General features: G+C 61.5%; 12 protein-coding genes. 4 read left to right on the plus strand and 8 right to left on the minus strand.

Annotation, left to right across the window (positions count from 1 at the left end):
• Positions 1-8 precede the first annotated feature (8 nt).
• Positions 9-482: an SMI1/KNR4 family protein gene (locus DWV00_RS29920; protein WP_115537229.1), complete on the plus strand. Its 474-nt coding sequence runs from the start codon at positions 9-11 to the stop codon at positions 480-482.
• A 426-nt stretch (positions 483-908) separates the two neighbouring features.
• Here the strand turns inward: DWV00_RS29920 and DWV00_RS29925 are convergent, their stop codons facing one another.
• From DWV00_RS29925 to DWV00_RS29955, 7 genes are all read right to left on the minus strand, one after another.
• Positions 909-1754 (minus strand): TonB family protein, encoded by an 846-nt coding sequence (locus tag DWV00_RS29925; RefSeq protein ID WP_115537230.1) that lies wholly within the window; start codon positions 1752-1754, stop codon positions 909-911.
• Positions 1751-2134: a biopolymer transporter ExbD gene (locus DWV00_RS29930; protein ID WP_115537231.1), complete on the minus strand. Its 384-nt coding sequence runs from the start codon at positions 2132-2134 to the stop codon at positions 1751-1753. Before DWV00_RS29930 ends, DWV00_RS29925 begins: the two co-directional genes overlap by 4 nt.
• Positions 2124-2540, minus strand: coding sequence for a TonB-system energizer ExbB (gene exbB / locus DWV00_RS29935; RefSeq protein WP_245965090.1), 417 nt, complete (start codon positions 2538-2540; stop codon positions 2124-2126). The genes DWV00_RS29930 and exbB overlap by 11 nt, the downstream gene beginning before the upstream one ends.
• A gap of 41 nt (positions 2541-2581) precedes the next feature.
• Entirely contained in the window at positions 2582-4273 is a 1692-nt protein-coding gene (locus DWV00_RS29940) for a ShlB/FhaC/HecB family hemolysin secretion/activation protein (RefSeq protein WP_115537233.1), read from the minus strand.
• A gap of 96 nt (positions 4274-4369) precedes the next feature.
• Complete coding sequence (locus tag DWV00_RS29945; RefSeq protein ID WP_181885633.1) at positions 4370-5275, minus strand: substrate-binding domain-containing protein; 906 nt, start codon at positions 5273-5275, stop codon at positions 4370-4372.
• Positions 5276-5464: 189 nt separating this feature from the next.
• Complete coding sequence (locus tag DWV00_RS29950) at positions 5465-8950, minus strand: two-partner secretion domain-containing protein (protein WP_181885634.1); 3486 nt, start codon at positions 8948-8950, stop codon at positions 5465-5467.
• A 357-nt stretch (positions 8951-9307) separates the two neighbouring features.
• Positions 9308-10207 carry an AraC family transcriptional regulator gene (locus DWV00_RS29955; protein ID WP_115537236.1) on the minus strand — a complete coding sequence of 300 codons (900 nt, stop codon included), beginning with the start codon at positions 10205-10207 and terminating at the stop codon, positions 9308-9310.
• 180 nt (positions 10208-10387) lie between these two features.
• On the opposite strand from DWV00_RS29955, the gene DWV00_RS29960 reads away from it, so the two are divergent.
• Positions 10388-11341 carry an aldo/keto reductase gene (locus DWV00_RS29960; RefSeq protein ID WP_115537237.1) on the plus strand — a complete coding sequence of 318 codons (954 nt, stop codon included), beginning with the start codon at positions 10388-10390 and terminating at the stop codon, positions 11339-11341.
• A gap of 102 nt (positions 11342-11443) precedes the next feature.
• On the opposite strand, the gene DWV00_RS29965 is transcribed toward DWV00_RS29960, so the two are convergent.
• Complete coding sequence (locus DWV00_RS29965; protein WP_115537238.1) at positions 11444-12874, minus strand: alkaline phosphatase family protein; 1431 nt, start codon at positions 12872-12874, stop codon at positions 11444-11446.
• A gap of 276 nt (positions 12875-13150) precedes the next feature.
• On the opposite strand from DWV00_RS29965, the gene DWV00_RS29970 reads away from it, so the two are divergent.
• Positions 13151-14170, plus strand: a complete 1020-nt coding sequence (locus DWV00_RS29970) for a GlxA family transcriptional regulator (protein WP_115537239.1) — start codon at positions 13151-13153, stop codon at positions 14168-14170.
• A gap of 132 nt (positions 14171-14302) precedes the next feature.
• On the plus strand, positions 14303-15514 hold the full coding sequence (locus DWV00_RS29975) for an aminopeptidase P family protein (protein WP_115537240.1): 1212 nt from the start codon (positions 14303-14305) through the stop codon (positions 15512-15514).
• The last annotated feature ends 185 nt before the right edge of the window (positions 15515-15699 follow it).

The following is a 15699-nucleotide window of genomic DNA, read 5'->3' on the forward strand; positions in this document are numbered from 1 at the left end:
GAGGAAACATGAATGAATTCTCGAAGTGTGGGCCTGAAATTACCCGATCCGATATAGAGAAGCTCGAGGGTGATTTGGGCGTCCTGCTGCCAGAAGCGATGCAAAATCACTACCTGAAGTTCAATGGTGGTATGCCAACGCTTGACTGGTTTCCAATGACAGATGATTGGGATGCAATATGGGTACATGAATTCCTTCCGATTGCGACGCAGGACGGAGAAAAATCGACCATTCAAAGCATACATGCCCAAGTCGCTGATAAGGCCGGGTACCCACGGTCGCTAATTCCATTTGCCGTTGATCCCGGTGGAAATTTATTCAGTGTTGACGCTGATAGTGGTGCAGTCCATTACTGGCTGACTGACACCTATGATGAAACACTGCCGGATGCAGAAAACCGCCTGAAGGCAGATCGTCATCTGACTGATTCATTTGAGCAATTTTTAACTTCGCTCGTGTCCGAGGACGAGGCGTTCGGTTAATCTAACTCGCCACAACGGGCGCAGACGGTGTGCTTGGCGAATTTAAAAATTGCGTCTGGAGCTTCTCGTGGGGTACTGCCGGCAATCTGATTGATGAGGTGTGGCGTAGAAGCGGGGGCTAAGTCAAATGCAACCGCCATCATCTCGATGGTAAAGGCGGGACAGGAGAGCAACATGAAAACATTGAAAGGCCTTCAGGCGTTGATTGTGGAAAACGAGATTTACCGAAGGTGGGCTCGATCTTCGTCGACAAAGGGTTCGATATGACCTCTGTCGGAGCCCTGATGAGCGCGGCATTCTACATAATCGAAATCAAAGAAGACTGGCGAAGGCTTATACGTTCGAACGGCAGGGCTTGGCCGTGATGTTGCCCTTGTGACTAGCATGAGCTGAAACCTGCGTTCAGCGCATGCTCGACCAGCAAGGCTACGGCTTGTCCTGGGTGAATGGCATGTCCAGCGCGATGGTCATGGCCTTCGGCGGCGGGCCGAAAGGCGCCGCCGCGCCCACGGCGCGCAGGGCTTCTTCGTCCAGCACGGAATAACCGCTGCTGCGCCGGATCGACAACGATCCCGGCTCGATGCCGCCATCGGACCGCAACTTGAAGGTGACGACCGGCGTGCCCGTCACGCCGCCGGCGTCGGGCGGGTAGCTCAGCCTAGACTTGATCGCTTTTCTCAGCGTCAACAGGTAGCGGCGCAGCACATCGGGATCCACATCCTCGTGCTCGATCGTCCGGCTGACCTGCTGCTCCAATGCTGCGCCGGACGCTTTGGATGCCTCGTTCATCCGAGGCTGGTGCTCGGGCTGCGGCTGCGGCTGCGGTGTATCCGCGCGGCGATCGTCTTCCTTAGGCTTTTCCTTTTCCTCGACCTCCTCGACCTTCACCGGGCTGTTCGTTGCCGAACGCGGAACCACGTGCCGGGCCGCCTTGGACAACTCGGCGCGGCGGGGCTGGCGCGGCGTCAAGGGACGGGAAGCCGGTGGCAGCGCGGGCCGCGCATGTTCACCGGCCTGTGCCGCCTCGGTCTGCCGGTCCGCCACCATGCCGAGTAGTTCGACCATCAGCAGTTTGTTCGCGGAAACGGGCGCGGGTACCCGATGCGAAACCACCCAGACGGCTCCGAGCGCCATGGCATGCAGCATCAGCGAAACCGCCATGCCATGCCTCAGCGAGAAGCGCGCTCGCCGCGCCGTGTCCTGGCTCGCGAAACCCATCGGCCGGCCCGCGGCGGCTTTGCGTGCCGCTTGCTCCGACAACACCGTCGTCACGATTCGCCCCGCACGGTTTGCACCGCGACGCGGGCGAAACCTAGATGCTCGAGCAGGTCGACCATGTCCACGAAGCGTTGCAAGCGCACGTCCTTGTCCGCGCGCAACAGGAAGGGCGTGTCCTTCGGCAACGGGGCGATCTCCGCGCGCAGGCCTTGCTGCGCCAGCGGCCTGCCGTCCAGGAAGATCCCGCCCCGCGCGTCGATCTCGATGACCCGGCTGTGCGCCTTGTCCGGCACGCTCGCGGACGCTTGCGGCAAGTGGATGGGTACCTTTCCGCTGGCGATGAACGTCGACGTCGTCAACACGATCGTCAGCAGCACCAGCATGATGTCGATGAACGGGATCATGTTCAGCGATTCGAAGGGCTTATCGTCCACGCGCGATCTCCCACTGCAGCGTCAGCACCTTCGCCCGGCGCAGCAGCGTGTTGTAGAGCGTCACCGCTGCCAGCGCGACCACCAGCCCGGCCGCCGTGGCCTTGAGGGCCAGCGCGAGGCCCGTCATGATGCGCATCGCGTCGAAATTCGCATCGTGGCCCATGTTGTAGAAGGTCAGCATGATGCCGAACACCGTGCCCAGCAGGCCCAGGTATGGCGCATTGCTAGCCACCGAGGCAATCACGAAAAGCCGTCGCGTCAGTATCAGCTCCAGCGACTTGATGTCGCCCACGGCCTTCAGATCGACTCCACGGTAGAACAGGCAGCGCTCGAACGCGATCGCGACCACGATCACACTCAGCGCCAGCAGCAGCCCGATCACGCCATAGTCGATGAACGACGACAACCATCCCATCCTCATTCCCTCCTGTGTTGAGTCCATGCCGCTCAAAACTGAGCGGCGACTTGCGCTAGAAACCGATTGCGACCGTGCGTCGGCACGGAAGCCGGCATCGCGCCGACAGCGTGCGCAACGAGCAGGCGCGCAAACAACCAGCGGTACGACGCGGTATAGCCGATCCCGACGTCCTGCAGAGTCGCGCCGTCGGTCGTCGTGTAACTGGCGTCATGCAGCCCGACGTGCGCGGAATCGGCGAACACGCTCACCGAATGATCGACGCCGGCAAAGCGGGGCAGTGCGTAGCGCAGATTCACGTTGGCCAGGTAGCCGTTGTCGCCGCTGCCGGCTTCCTGGTAGGCCAGCACGCCCTGCGTGCCGGAGATCAGGAGCTGCTCGCTGCTATCCAGGTTGCGATGGATGGCGCGCTGCAGGTTGAGCGATGCCGACGCGCTCAGCGTGTCGGTCACCGCCAGCCGGCCCAGGATCGAGAAGTCCGCACGGCCGTACCCGCCCACAGTGTCGGCGCCGGCCTCGTTGGCGGCTTTCATCGCAGGCTCCGCAATGTCGAGCCTGCCGACGGTCAGGCCTCCGGTGAGCGTGAGGTAGGCATTGCGCCCGAACAGTTGGCCGTAGCGTTCGTGCGTCAGCCCGAAGGTTCCCGCGTAGAGGTGCCGGGTCGTCACCTGGTTGACCGAGCCGAGCTCGTCGCGCATGTCTCGTCCGACGAGGTTGACCGTCGCCGTCAAATTTTGCGAGCGCGTGCGCACGATCGGATAGGAGAAGTTGGCCTCCAGCGAGTTCGCATAGCCCTGGGCATCGAGCGGCGCGAATGCGTCGCCGAGCTTGTAGCGCGTACTGCCGATCGCCAGTTCGCCGCGCAGCCCGCTGGTGCCGAGCGGGGCGGAATAGGCGAGGCGGCCGTCGTACAGCCCGGCGTTGGTGCTGCTCATGCCCGTGAAGTTCAGTGAGTCGCCCAGCCCGAACGGCGAGTACAGCGACGCGCCGACGCTGAAACGGTAGTCGCCGGTGTAGCGCGAGCCATAGTTGTCGAACGTTGCGTAGCCGCCGTAGCGCTTGCCTGGCCCGACGGCCACGTCGAAGTCCGAGGTGCCCGGTGCCTGGCCCGGCGAGATGCTGACCGTGGGCAGGGTGGCGCCCGGCAGGTCGCCCACGAGCAGCATCGCGCGCTCGAGCGCCTCGCGCGTGACAGCCTGGTTACCGCGGAGCCCGGAGAAGTCGCCCTCGACCTGCCGATCGCGGACCCGTGACCGGTTCCGTATCGAAACCTTGCCGTATTTGCCCACCACCACGCGCAGGGTCAGCACGCCGCCGTTCGCGTCCTGTCTGGGCACGTACGCCCGGGCCACCAGGTAGCCGCGGCTGCGGTAAAGCGCCGTGACGCGATCCGCCGCGGCTTCGATATCGGCCATCGACAGCGCACGGCCCTTGTACGATGCCACCGCGGTCTGAAGGTCGGTTTCCGGAATGAACTCGGCTCCCTCGAAGCGGAACGCCTTGACCGTCAGCGTCTGATTGGCGGGAAGCGCAAGCGGCGGCTCCTCCGGTTGCTCGATCACCGGCTCGGGCGCCTGTTTCTCGGCGGGCGGAAGGGCGGGCTTGGTTTCCTGGAGCGCCTTGCCGGCGTCGATCGGTGGGAGAGACTGCGCGTGAGCGGCAGCTGACAACAATGCCGGAACCCAAAGGCCGGCGAAACGAATGCGAAAGGTCGGGATTTTCATTCATGCAAAGCGATACGTGGAGCCCGTCTAGTTATTGGAAAGCCCGATAGCGCCTTCTCCGCCATGTTCTCCTTCGGCGAAGAAGGCTTTCGCTCACTACAGCGACTGATAGCAGTTATTGCTCAACCAAGTATTCCAATTGGCGGTGCCGATACCCAGCCACGAAAGAAATGCCGTGGCGTCCGACTGTGCGGTGGTGTCGTTGACGGTCAACTGAACGTAGGCCTGGGTGGTGTTGTAGCTCGGAAACATCACGTATTGATCAAGGTGGTAAGTGGTCCCGGCCCAGACCGGACAAACCTGCGAATAGCCTACGACGCCGCCCGTTACGTGGTTGTTGGCGATGGACTGGAGCGTCAAATCGATGTTGCTGTATTCGCACATCCATTGCCCGCTGCCCACCAGCGTCGAACAGTCGGACGTCACGTTGGTCCCGGCATTGACCGCGCTTCCTCCGTTGTTCCACAAATTCATGTTGTTCGGATAATCGGTGGGATCATTTCCGAGAATATCGGCGGCGATCAGGCCATAGGGAGCCAGACTCGGATCGCCGATGGCGAGATAACTCACTGCCGGATAGGACGGCGATCGTTTGAACTTCACATAGTTGGAAATCGCCGGAAGACTGGGGTCCGATTGCTGGGCTGCGGCGCCCGATCCTGCCGGAAGCCCGGTGTGCATATAATTGACGGCTCGGTAGCTGCCGCCGGTCGCCGAATAGGCATTCGGCGAAAGCAGAAATACCGGAATCCCGTTTGCGTAGTTGGCAGGCCCGGATGCGACCAACGCGTGATAGTTCGTGTTGATCTTCGCAGGATTGCTCGTATCGGCCGAGAAGAAAAGCGCATATTGCGGGCTGTTGCTCGGCACGATCGCGTTATACAGATTGCCGGACGAATCCTCGCAAATCGTGATCTGGTAGCCCTGCGTATTGGCGTAGTTCGTTGCCAGCGAGATAAGGGGCTGGTAGAAGTTCGCCGCAACCGCGATCGTGAAGGCCACGCTCCCCGACGAGCCCACCGTGCTGCACGTGGGTGATGCCTGCGCGCCTAACGACGCCGTCAAGAAAACCGCCGAGCCGATCGCTCGGGAAATAGAACGAAAAAGTGATCTCACGTCATTCCTCGATGAATGAATAAGAATTGCCACCGCCTGGATTGTTTATGGATACGGATTGGGGAGGGATTGGATTTATCTCTTCGTTTTTTTCTCGTCGTCAAGTTGAAAAGTCTGGCCGTCCGCGTCGATGCCGAGGATATCGGCGGAATATTTGGGCGCGGAAAAAGTGATGTTCTGATCCAGGGCGATCGCAGCCGGCGAATTCACGGCGGTGTCGGCAACCAGGATGGGCTTCGGCGGCGCATTCAGCGCCTGCGCGAGTTCGTTGCCGCCAACGGCATGGGCGGCTGCCTCGAAGGCCTTTTCTCTGGATGCCTCGGCCTGAGCCTGAGCGGCGGTCCGAGCGGCCGCGGCTTGAGCTGCGGCCTGAGCTGCGGCCTGAGCGGCGGCTTGAGCGGCGGCTTGAGCGGCGGCTTGAGCAGCGGCCTGAGCAGCGGCTTGAGCAGCAGCTTGAGCGGCAGCCTCGGCGGCCGCTTGTGCTGCTGCGGCGGCCTGATTGCGGGCAGCAAGGACCTGGTCGATCGTGCCGTTCGCGTAATACTGCGAATCGGACACTTGACTGCCGGCCAGCCCGGTGGCGTTGCCCGGTGCCTGACCCCAGCTGCCGAAGAACGCCTGAGTGTTGACGTCGGCGTTGTAGTACGTGTTGGACGTCGTGCTGTTGCTCATGTAGCCGACCAGCCCGCCCGCGCCGTAATGGGTTTGGTCGACGGCCGTCGCGGCACCGGTTTCGTACGAATCGGTGATCGACGATTGAAACGCGGTGCCGATCAATCCGCCGACGTGGCTGTATCCGTTGACACTGCCGTCGGCATGCACGTTCGAAATGCCGAAGTTCTCGACCTCGCCGATCAGCCCGCCGGCGCCGGAGGTATAGAGTCCGGGGACGGTCGCGACAGACACGTTCCCGGTCGCATAGGCATTGGTCAGACTGCCGGTACCCGAGCCAAGATCGGCCTGGCCGATCAATCCGCCGACGTCGTCCCCTCCGCCCTGGGCCGTGACGTTTCCGGTCGCGAAAACCTTGCTGATCGAAACGTTGCCCGACACGGTTCCAAAGAGCCCGCCACCGCCGATGCCACCGATCAGGCCTCCCAAGGCGGCCGTCGAAAAGGACGGCGAGGCGCTGTACAACGAGGTGACGTCACCCGTGGCATAGGCATTGTCGATGTCGAGACCGAGGGAGCCCGAGACAGCACCGATCAAGCCTCCGAGATAGGCCCCGCCTGTGACCGATCCCGTGGCGTACGAGTTGGTCACGCTGTCGTTGACGCCCGATCCGTAAGCGCCGACGAGTCCGCCCAACGCCTCGATCTGGTAATTGGCTCCAGTCGTGCCGCCGGCGTATTCGCCCGCGACATTCCCGGTGGCATAGTCGTTGGATACGGTGCCGTTGACCGTACCCGCCAGACCGCCGACACCGTAAGCGCCGTTGCCGCTATGGGTGAATGTGGCGGTGATGTTCCCGGTCGCATCGGAGTGGCTGATGGTGCCGACCACCGCCCCCGCGAGTCCGCCGACGCCGCCGATGCCCCAACCGGTGGACGTGATGTCGACGCTCGAATACGACGAATCGATCGTGCCGTTGAAGGTCCCGACCAACCCGCCGAGGTTGCCGCCTTGAGCGCTGATGGAGCCCGTGCTGTAGTCGTTGCGCAGGGTGCCCTGACCCTGGCCCAGGAGTGCGCCCATCGGACCGTTATTGGCGACGTTCGTGAAGTCGACGGACTCCATGCCGAGGTCGCGGATCACGACGGGGCCGTTTGAGACGCCGTCGCCGATCAGGCCGGCGTTGTACGGGGGGCTGTCCATCGTGAAATTGCTGATCTTGTGCCCCAGGCCGGCCAACGTACCGCTGAAGAAATAAATGGGGGGAAGCAGATAGGTGACGCCGCCTGCCTGTAGATCTTGCGCAATCGCGAAATTGCCGATGACGGGATCGAAGTTGCCGTTGCCGGTCACCGGATCCGTGTTGTCCAGGGCGGCGAGCTGGCCCATGCTGTAGATCAGCGTATAGGCATTGCCGTTGAGGCTGAGGGAGTCACCGCTACCGACGCCGCCATTGAAGGTGACGCTGCCGTAGACGCCACCGCTCGTATCCGTTCTGGACACGGGCGTGCCGTTGGCCCCGAGCGTCGTCCCGCTGTAGCTGGCCTTGGTGAGGATGGTGTAGTCGTCGCCATAATTCATGGCCAGCGCGGCGTTGGTCAGGTTGACCGCATTGTTGATATTGATATCGTGGCCGGCATCGAGCGTGAGGCCGGCCGTGATCGTCGGCGATGCGCTGCTGTAGGCGCTGTACTGGGCCGTGACGATGCCGTTGATGTTGATGTCGTGCGCGGCCGTCAGCGTCAGCGTGCTCGGGCTGTTCCAGGCGACGGTGTCATCGACGTCGACATCGCCGCTCGTGCCTTTCGACCCCGCGGACGACGCGATCGTGACGTTGCCGCCTCGCAGCAGGCTCGCCAGCGTGGCGCCCGTGATGTCCCCGCCTGACGCGGCGACGGTGAAGTCCGTCGGGTCGATGAGCCATGTGCCGCTCCTGCCGTTCGCAGCCTGCGTCGTCACGCTGGCCGTATCCGCCACCTTGACGGACTCGCCGCTGGTGTCGATCGAGCCGCCGTCGCCGGCGACGGGTGCGCTGGCGTCCAACGTGCCGTCGACGTGCGTGGTGCCGCCTTGCGCGTCGAGCGTGATGCTGCCCTTGAGGTCGCCGATGGTCCGGGCGCGGACGATGCCGCTGTTGTTGACCTGCGCGCTCAGCAGTTCGTCGGCCGCCTTGGCAGTCAGCAGCACCGTACCGCCGTCGGCGTAGATGGCCTGTTTGTTCTCGACCATTGCGTCGAGCGTGCCTTCGTCCAGGGTCACGCTGATCAGCGAATCGCCGTTGAAGTTCAGCGTGATTTTGTTGCCCGCGGACAGCGCAACCGTACCCTTGGTGGCCGAGATCACGCCCTGGTTGGAAACGTTGTTGCCCAGCAGCGCGACGTAGCCGCCGTTTCCGGCGGCGAGGGTGCCCTGGTTGATCACCGAACCGTTGCCATCGCCCTGGAATACGTAGTGGCCTGCATTGAAGTCGGCATCGTCGATGTTGCGTGTGCTGGCCACCAGGCCGCCGACGCTGACGTTGCTGCCTTTGCCGAACAGCACGCCATTGGAGTTGATCAGAAAGACCTGGCCGTTGGCGTTGAGTGCGCCGTCGATGACGCTTCTCTCGTTGCCGATGACCCGGTTCAAAGTCATGGCCGAGGTGTTGGGCTGGTTGAAGTTGACCGTCTCGCCGGCGCTGACGGAGAAGCCTTGCCAGTTGATAGTCGACTTCTGCGTACTCTGGTTGATGTTGGTGACCGACCCGGTCTGACTGATCGTTGCCGTTCCGCTCGTCACTACGCCGCCGGTCGGTGCCGCGAGCACGACCGCCGGCGCGAGCAATGCCGCGGCCAGCAATAGCCTGTGATGCTTGCCTCGCGCTCGGGCCGATTCCGGAACCGGCACCCATGCGGTCTGCTCGTCGCTCCAGACCAGACGGTAGCAGTGGTTCAACGACGGTCGTTTCATTTTTTTCGTTACCTTGTCGCGAGAAAAAGCCGGGGCTCCAGGCATCGCACCGTTTGACGCTGAGGAGCGGCACCCCGACTACGAAAAGAAAGGATCGCAAACCCGAGGATTGCGAACGCATACCCATCGCAAGTCAGGTCGATGGGATCGTTATATTTGTCAGTATATTTCGATGTGTTACTGCGCCCCATTGCGAAAATCGAATAGACTTCATTCAAATTCGAAAGCGTCGGGTTCTATTTGTATTGAAAATATATTGCCCCTTATCGCAGGCAGTTTGGCTTGCGTCGCTGGGAGGGCCTTACACTGTGACCTACACGAATAGGTGAACTTGGATCCTATGTCGCCAGCCTGAACTCAAGCGACCACCGCCAACCCCGGCGAAGCGCGCAGGCGGGCTATATCGCGCGCGGGCGGTTCTCCAAAGTGCCGGCGATATTCGCGGCTGAACTGCGACGCGCTCTCGTAACCCACGCGGAGGGCGGCAGTCGTGACGTCGATGTCCTGGACCAGCATCAGGCTGCGCGCGTCCTGCAGCCTGAGCTGCTTCTGGAATTGCAGCGGCGTCATCGCCGTCACCGCGCGAAAATGCTCGTGCAGGCTCGACGGGCTCATGCCTACTTCCGCGGCAAGCCGCTCGATGCTGAACCGTTCCCGAAAATGCTTGCCGATCCAGGCGATGGCGCGGCCGACTTGGGCCACCCGGCCCTGGCTGAAGGTGATGTGGCGCATCCTGGCGCCGTCCGGGCCGGCGAGCAGGCGATAGAGAATTTCCTGCTCCGCGAGCGGCGCGAGCACGGGCAGCGCTGCCGGGTCGTCGAGCAGGCGCAGCAACCGTAGCGCTGCATCGAGCAGAGCCGCGCTTGCGTCGGACACGGTTTTGCCGATAGGCAGGGATGGCGCTTCCGGCGGTGGCGGCACGCGCGACGCCAACTCCCCCAGCATGATCGGATCGAAATCGATGTACAGGCACAGATAGGGTTTGTCAGGCGTGGCCTCGATCACGTGGCCTATCACCGGCAGGTCGTAGGTCACGACGCCATAGCGCCCCGGTGCATATCTGAACACGCGGCCGCCCAGCGTGACCTCCTTGTGCCCCTGCGCGACGAGGCACAGTTGCGGCCGGTAAACATTCGGCATCGGCATCGTCACCGTGGAGGATCGGACAAGCGTGACGCGTTCGATCGGGGTGGCTTGGAAGCCATCCTTCGAGACGTGCCGGGCAATCACGGAAGCGATTTCGGTCAATGTTTCCATGAATCCGACTATCGCATGCGCGCTGGAGGGCGGCAATGCGAACCGAGCTTCTGGAGGATTGGGCAGTAATCCCGGCGCATCAGGCTCACGGTTCGACGTCGCCGCGCATCACAGTGTAGGCGGCGCCCGGCTCACGGCGAACCCGGCCGCGGAACAACTCAGAACAAGCATGGAGCAAAGATGACAATCGATAGTCTGAAGACCCCCACGGTCGCACTGGGCACTTGGGCCTGGGGCGACACCGGCGAGACCGGCAACGGCTACTTCGGCAGTCAGATGACTCGGGCTGGCCTGGAAGAGATCGCCGACAAAGCCCATGCGGCCGGGTTCACCCTGTGGGACACGGCCCTGGTGTATGGCATGGGTCGTTCCGAAACCGTGCTCGGGGAAGTACTAAAACGCTACGCCCGCAGCGACTACCAGCTCTCCACGAAGTTCACGCCGCAGGCCGCGGGAACCAGCGGCGATCCGGTGGCGGACATGCTGGAGCAGAGCCTGACCCGCCTCGGCACCGACTACGTCGACCTCTACTGGATTCACAATCCCGCCGATGTGGCGCGATGGACGCCGCACCTGATCCCGTTGCTGAAGAGCGGGAAGGTCAAACATGTCGGCGTTTCGAATCACAACCTGAGCGAGATCGAACTCGCCGACCAGATCCTCGGCGAAGCCGGGTTCCGGGTCGAGGCAATCCAGAACCACTACAGCCTGCTCTACCGCAGCTCCGAGGATGCCGGCATCCTCCGCTATTGCCACAGCCACGGCATCCCGTTCTTCGCCTATATGGTGCTCGAGCAGGGCGCCTTGACCGGCAAGTACCGTCCGGAGAACCCGCTGCCGGACGGCAGCAATCGGGCGGAGGCCTACAACGGCATGCTGCCTCAATTGAAGGCGCTGACGGACAAGCTCGCCTCGATCGGCCGGAAGCAGGGTGCAGCGGCTCCCGATGTCGCGATGGCATGGGCTATTGCCAAAGGAACGACGCCGATCATTGGCGTCACCAAGCCCAACTACATCGATGGTTTGATCCGGGCCACCCGCATGACGCTCGCCGACGATGACATTGCGGAGCTGGAAGCGCTCGCCGACGCAGCTAACGTGAACACCCGCGGCTGGTGGGAACAGGTGTTGTGAGCCTGAGGGTCATCATCGTTGAGAAGATAGAAGCCGTTGAGGGAGAACCGCGGGGCGCAGCCCAGGTCATCGACGCGGTTCGCCAGGCACATGGCCTAAGCGCTAGCCCCTACGTTTGCGCAGATGACTATCCCAAGCAGCCGTGCGATCGCGGATGTACTCGCCGATCTCCGCGCTGGAATTCAACTGCGGCTGGGTGTGATCGTATCGACCGTTTTCATCCGGGATCGGCAGCTTCGATACGCGCCATGCATGCAGGCGTTCAAGCGTGCTCGGCGCGGCCCGGTTGGGCTGACTCGCCATGGACTGAGGGGCAAGGACGTTGGCCAATGGATCGTCCGTACGCGGCACGCTCAGCGTGAGCACATCGCCAAGGCTCGGCGCCGCGGCATCGCGTTTGGTTAGCGTCGGAACGCTCCAACGTTCCTCGATGGTCTTGAGCACGCTGGTGTGATCGATGGTGCCTTCCGAGGCGCGATACACAGTGCCCGCTGCGATGCGCGGCGATATCAGCAGGGCGGGGATGCGCACGCCAAACCGCGTGAAGTCGAAATTGTCGAATTCGCCGATCGTGTCGTCCGGCGTCGCAGCCGTCTCGGGCGGCATAACGTGATCGAAGTTTCCGCCGTGCTCGTCGTAGGTGATGATGAGCAGCGTATCGTTCCAAGCAGGGCCGTCCCGCAGCGCGCGATAGACCTGAAGCATGAGCTGCTCGCCTTTTGCGACGTCGTAGTTCGGGTGCTGGCTGTTGCCGCTCGCGCTGAAGTCGGGCTCCAGAAACGTGTAGGCCGGCAGCGTGCCCGCCTTCGCCCGGCGCTGAAAGTCATCGAATTGACCGAAGTGACTCTCGTCGGCGTTCAGCGTATCGGGAAAGTCGGTGCGCGTGAGCGGCGGACGGTTATAGCCGAAGATCGCCCAATCGATTTCTTGGTCGGAAAGGCGCCCAAAGATACTCGGACACGTGAACGACTTGACGTGATTGTCGAGCCGCCCCTGAGAGGTAGCCGCAGCCGCAAACGCGCGGTTCGGCACGGTTTGCGTCGGAGCCGATGCGAACCACCGATCGCACACGGCATAGTTGAGCGCGAGTGTCGACATGACGGGCAGCATGTCGGGCGTGTACATCAGCATGATGTCCGCCTGCTGAGTCCCCTCCAGCGAATCGCTATAGTGATGGGCCAGATCGTAATCGATGGCGGATTTGAAGTTCACGACGAAGCCGCGATTGCTCGGCTCGGCACCGCTAGCGGGGTGCGCCGTCGAGAAAAGCTGCATGTTCGTGTTGTAGAAGCCTTCGCCCGGATCGGCGCCCGGTTTGAAATAGGCGTTCGGCATGTCGGCGGTGATCTTGCTGACCGGAATGCTGCGCCCGCTATCGTCGGGATTCGTTTCGTCGCCGGTTAGTCCATCGAACGGCGAACCCGAAGGTGTCGCACGCTTGCCGTCATAGAGAAAGCCGAGCATCTGGTCGAACGAGCGATTTTCGAGCATCAACTGAACGACGTGCTTGATGTTGCCGAGCTGATTTGCCATCGAGACACCTCCGAAAGATGAGCGAATCCGAAAACTCTATGCGCGGTACGTGAAGGTCCCGTGTCGTATTCCGTCCGCGGCGCACAAAAAGACAGGGCGCCTCCGTGGCGCCGTGCGTGCGCGGCCCCGAAAGCCGAACCGATTAGGTCTGGATTGTATTCATCACGTTTGTCAGCATGATCAGAGCGGCGCCCAATATTGTCTAGGTTGAATTCCGCCAGATCGGTAAGATCGGAACTCGGACCCCTTTCCTCACCCACTTGCGCAATGCGTCCAATGACCGAGGTCGTCAACGAGCCGCAACGGATCAACGCCAAACGCTCCGAAACCATCCACGATCTCCGAGTGACGAGGTATGGCTTCCTATTGCTCGAGAACTTCTCTCTCATCGCGCTCGGCGCGGCGGTCGACCCGCTCAGAATCGCGAACATGGTCGTGGGACGGCGCGTTTATGACTACTCGGTCATAGGTCTTACGAATGACGCCGTCCGTTCGAGCGACGGTATCCAGGTGTTGCCGGATACATCGATTGCGGAAACGTCAAAGTACGACGCTATCTTGGTTGTCGGGCCGAACCCGATTCCGCGCAGAGGAATCGGTACGATTCTGGATTGGCTCCGGCTTCAGGCGAGAAGAGGCATTGCGCTTGGAGGAATCGACACGGGCAGCTACTTCCTGGCGCGATCGGGTTTGCTCAACGGCTATCGCTGTACGATTCATTGGGAGGACCAGGATGTTCTCGTCGAGCAGTTTCCAAAACTGACGGTTTCGAATCGCCTTTATGAGGTCGACAGGGATCGCTATACGTGTAGCGGCGGCATCGCACCCCTCGATTTGATGGTGCATTTGCTCGGGACGTCGCCGGGTAGCCATACGCTCGCCGCCCGAGTGTTGGAGTTGCTGATCGCCGAGCGACGCAGTCACGAGCAGCAGCAGCCCACGTCGCTGCGCCAATATATCGGCACCGAGCACGAGAAGCTCGACGAAGCACTGCAGTTCATGGAGAGCAACATCGAGGAAACGTCGAGCGTGGCCGAGATTGCATCGCATCTCAAGGTGTCGCAACGGCAACTCCAGCGTTGGTTCAACGAGCGGCTAGGAAAGACACCCGCTCAGGCATACCTCGAGATTCGCTTGTTGCGTGCGCGGCAACTTCTATTTCGTACCGCGATCCCGCTCGAGGAAGTGTGCGCGCGTACTGGCTTCGCTTCGGTCAGTCATTTCTCGACGTCCTATAAGGCGCACTTCAATGCGTCCCCCATTGCCGACAGGCGACGGTATCAAAGCTCGCTCTGACCGGGCCTCGGATCGTGGTTAACCCGCGATGGCCAAAATTCAAAGTCCAATGTCCATTTCAGGAATTTGAAAATCACCCCAACTTCTACCATTCGTACGTGCCAACCACGTTTTCCGCAAAGGAGCGAGTGTATGAAGATGGACGATTTGATCCGAATCGAGAATGGGGAGAAGGTGAAGCACACCTTCTCGGACGCAGAGTACGCAAATCGCCAGCGCAAGCTGCGTGAGCTCATGGCGGGCGAGCATATCAATGCCGTGCTGTTCACGTCGTATCACAACGTCAACTATTACTCTGACTTTCTCTATTGCTCGTTCGGGCGCAAATACGGGCTCGTCGTGACGCCGAAAAAGGTCGTGTCCATCTCGGCCAACATCGACGGTGGCCAGCCGTGGCGTCGGACGGTGGGCGACTACAACGTCGTGTACACGGATTGGCAGCGAGATAACTTTTTTCGCGCCGTTCAGGGGGAAATCGAGAACAAGGGACGCGTCGGCGTCGAATTCGACCACCTGCCCGTGGAGGTATTGTCGAAGCTGAGGGCAGCGCTGCCCTCAGTCGAATTCGTCGATATCGGTGCGCAAGCGATGCGGATGCGCATGATCAAATCGGACGAGGAGATTGATCTGATCAAACACGGAGCGAACGTGTGCGACGCTGGCGGCGCGGCGCTGGTGGCCGCTGTCCACGAGGGGGTGCCGGAGCATGAAGTCGCGCTCGCGTCGACTCAGGCCATGGTGCGCGAGATCGCCCGGCGTTTCCCGGACTCCGAACTGATGGACACCTGGACGTGGTTTCAGTCAGGCATCAATACCGACGGCGCGCACAACCCCGTCACGACCCGCAAAGTTCGCAAGGGCGACATTCTCAGTCTCAACTGCTTTTCAATGATCGCCGGCTACTACACGGCCCTCGAGCGAACCATGTTCTTCGATCACGTCTCGGACGAGCATCTGCGTCTTTGGAAAATCAATGTCGAAGTGCACGAAGCTGGGCTCCAGTTGATCAAACCCGGCGTGCGCTGCTGCGATATTGCGCTCGAACTGAACAAGATTTACGCGGAGTATGGGCTGCTGAAATACCGCACGTTCGGCTATGGCCATTCGTTTGGGGTGCTGTCGCACTACTACGGCCGCGAGGCCGGCCTCGAGCTTCGAGAAGATATCGACACCGTGCTGGAGCCGAATATGGTGGTTTCGATGGAGCCGATGATCATGCTTCCCGAGGGGCGGCCTGGGGCAGGAGGATACCGAGAACACGACATTCTCGTGATCGGCGATTCCGGCGCGACGAACATCACCGGATTTCCGTACGGCCCCGAGCACAACATCATCAAAGCCTAAATCGCGGGATTCGGATCGGTACGCCCGCCGTCACGACACGCAGTTTCCGCAAAGAGAAATCCGTTCGGACGGCGCAACTGATCTGCGACCTGCTCGATCATCGCGGCGATACGCGAATAGAAAATCGCGTGCGCACGGAGGTGGCTCAGCTTTGCGCTCGCCATCCGGTTTATCTTGGGCTGTAA

The sequence above is a fragment of the Trinickia dinghuensis genome, from assembly GCF_003367175.1.
Classification (GTDB): Bacteria; Pseudomonadota; Gammaproteobacteria; order Burkholderiales; family Burkholderiaceae; genus Trinickia; species Trinickia dinghuensis.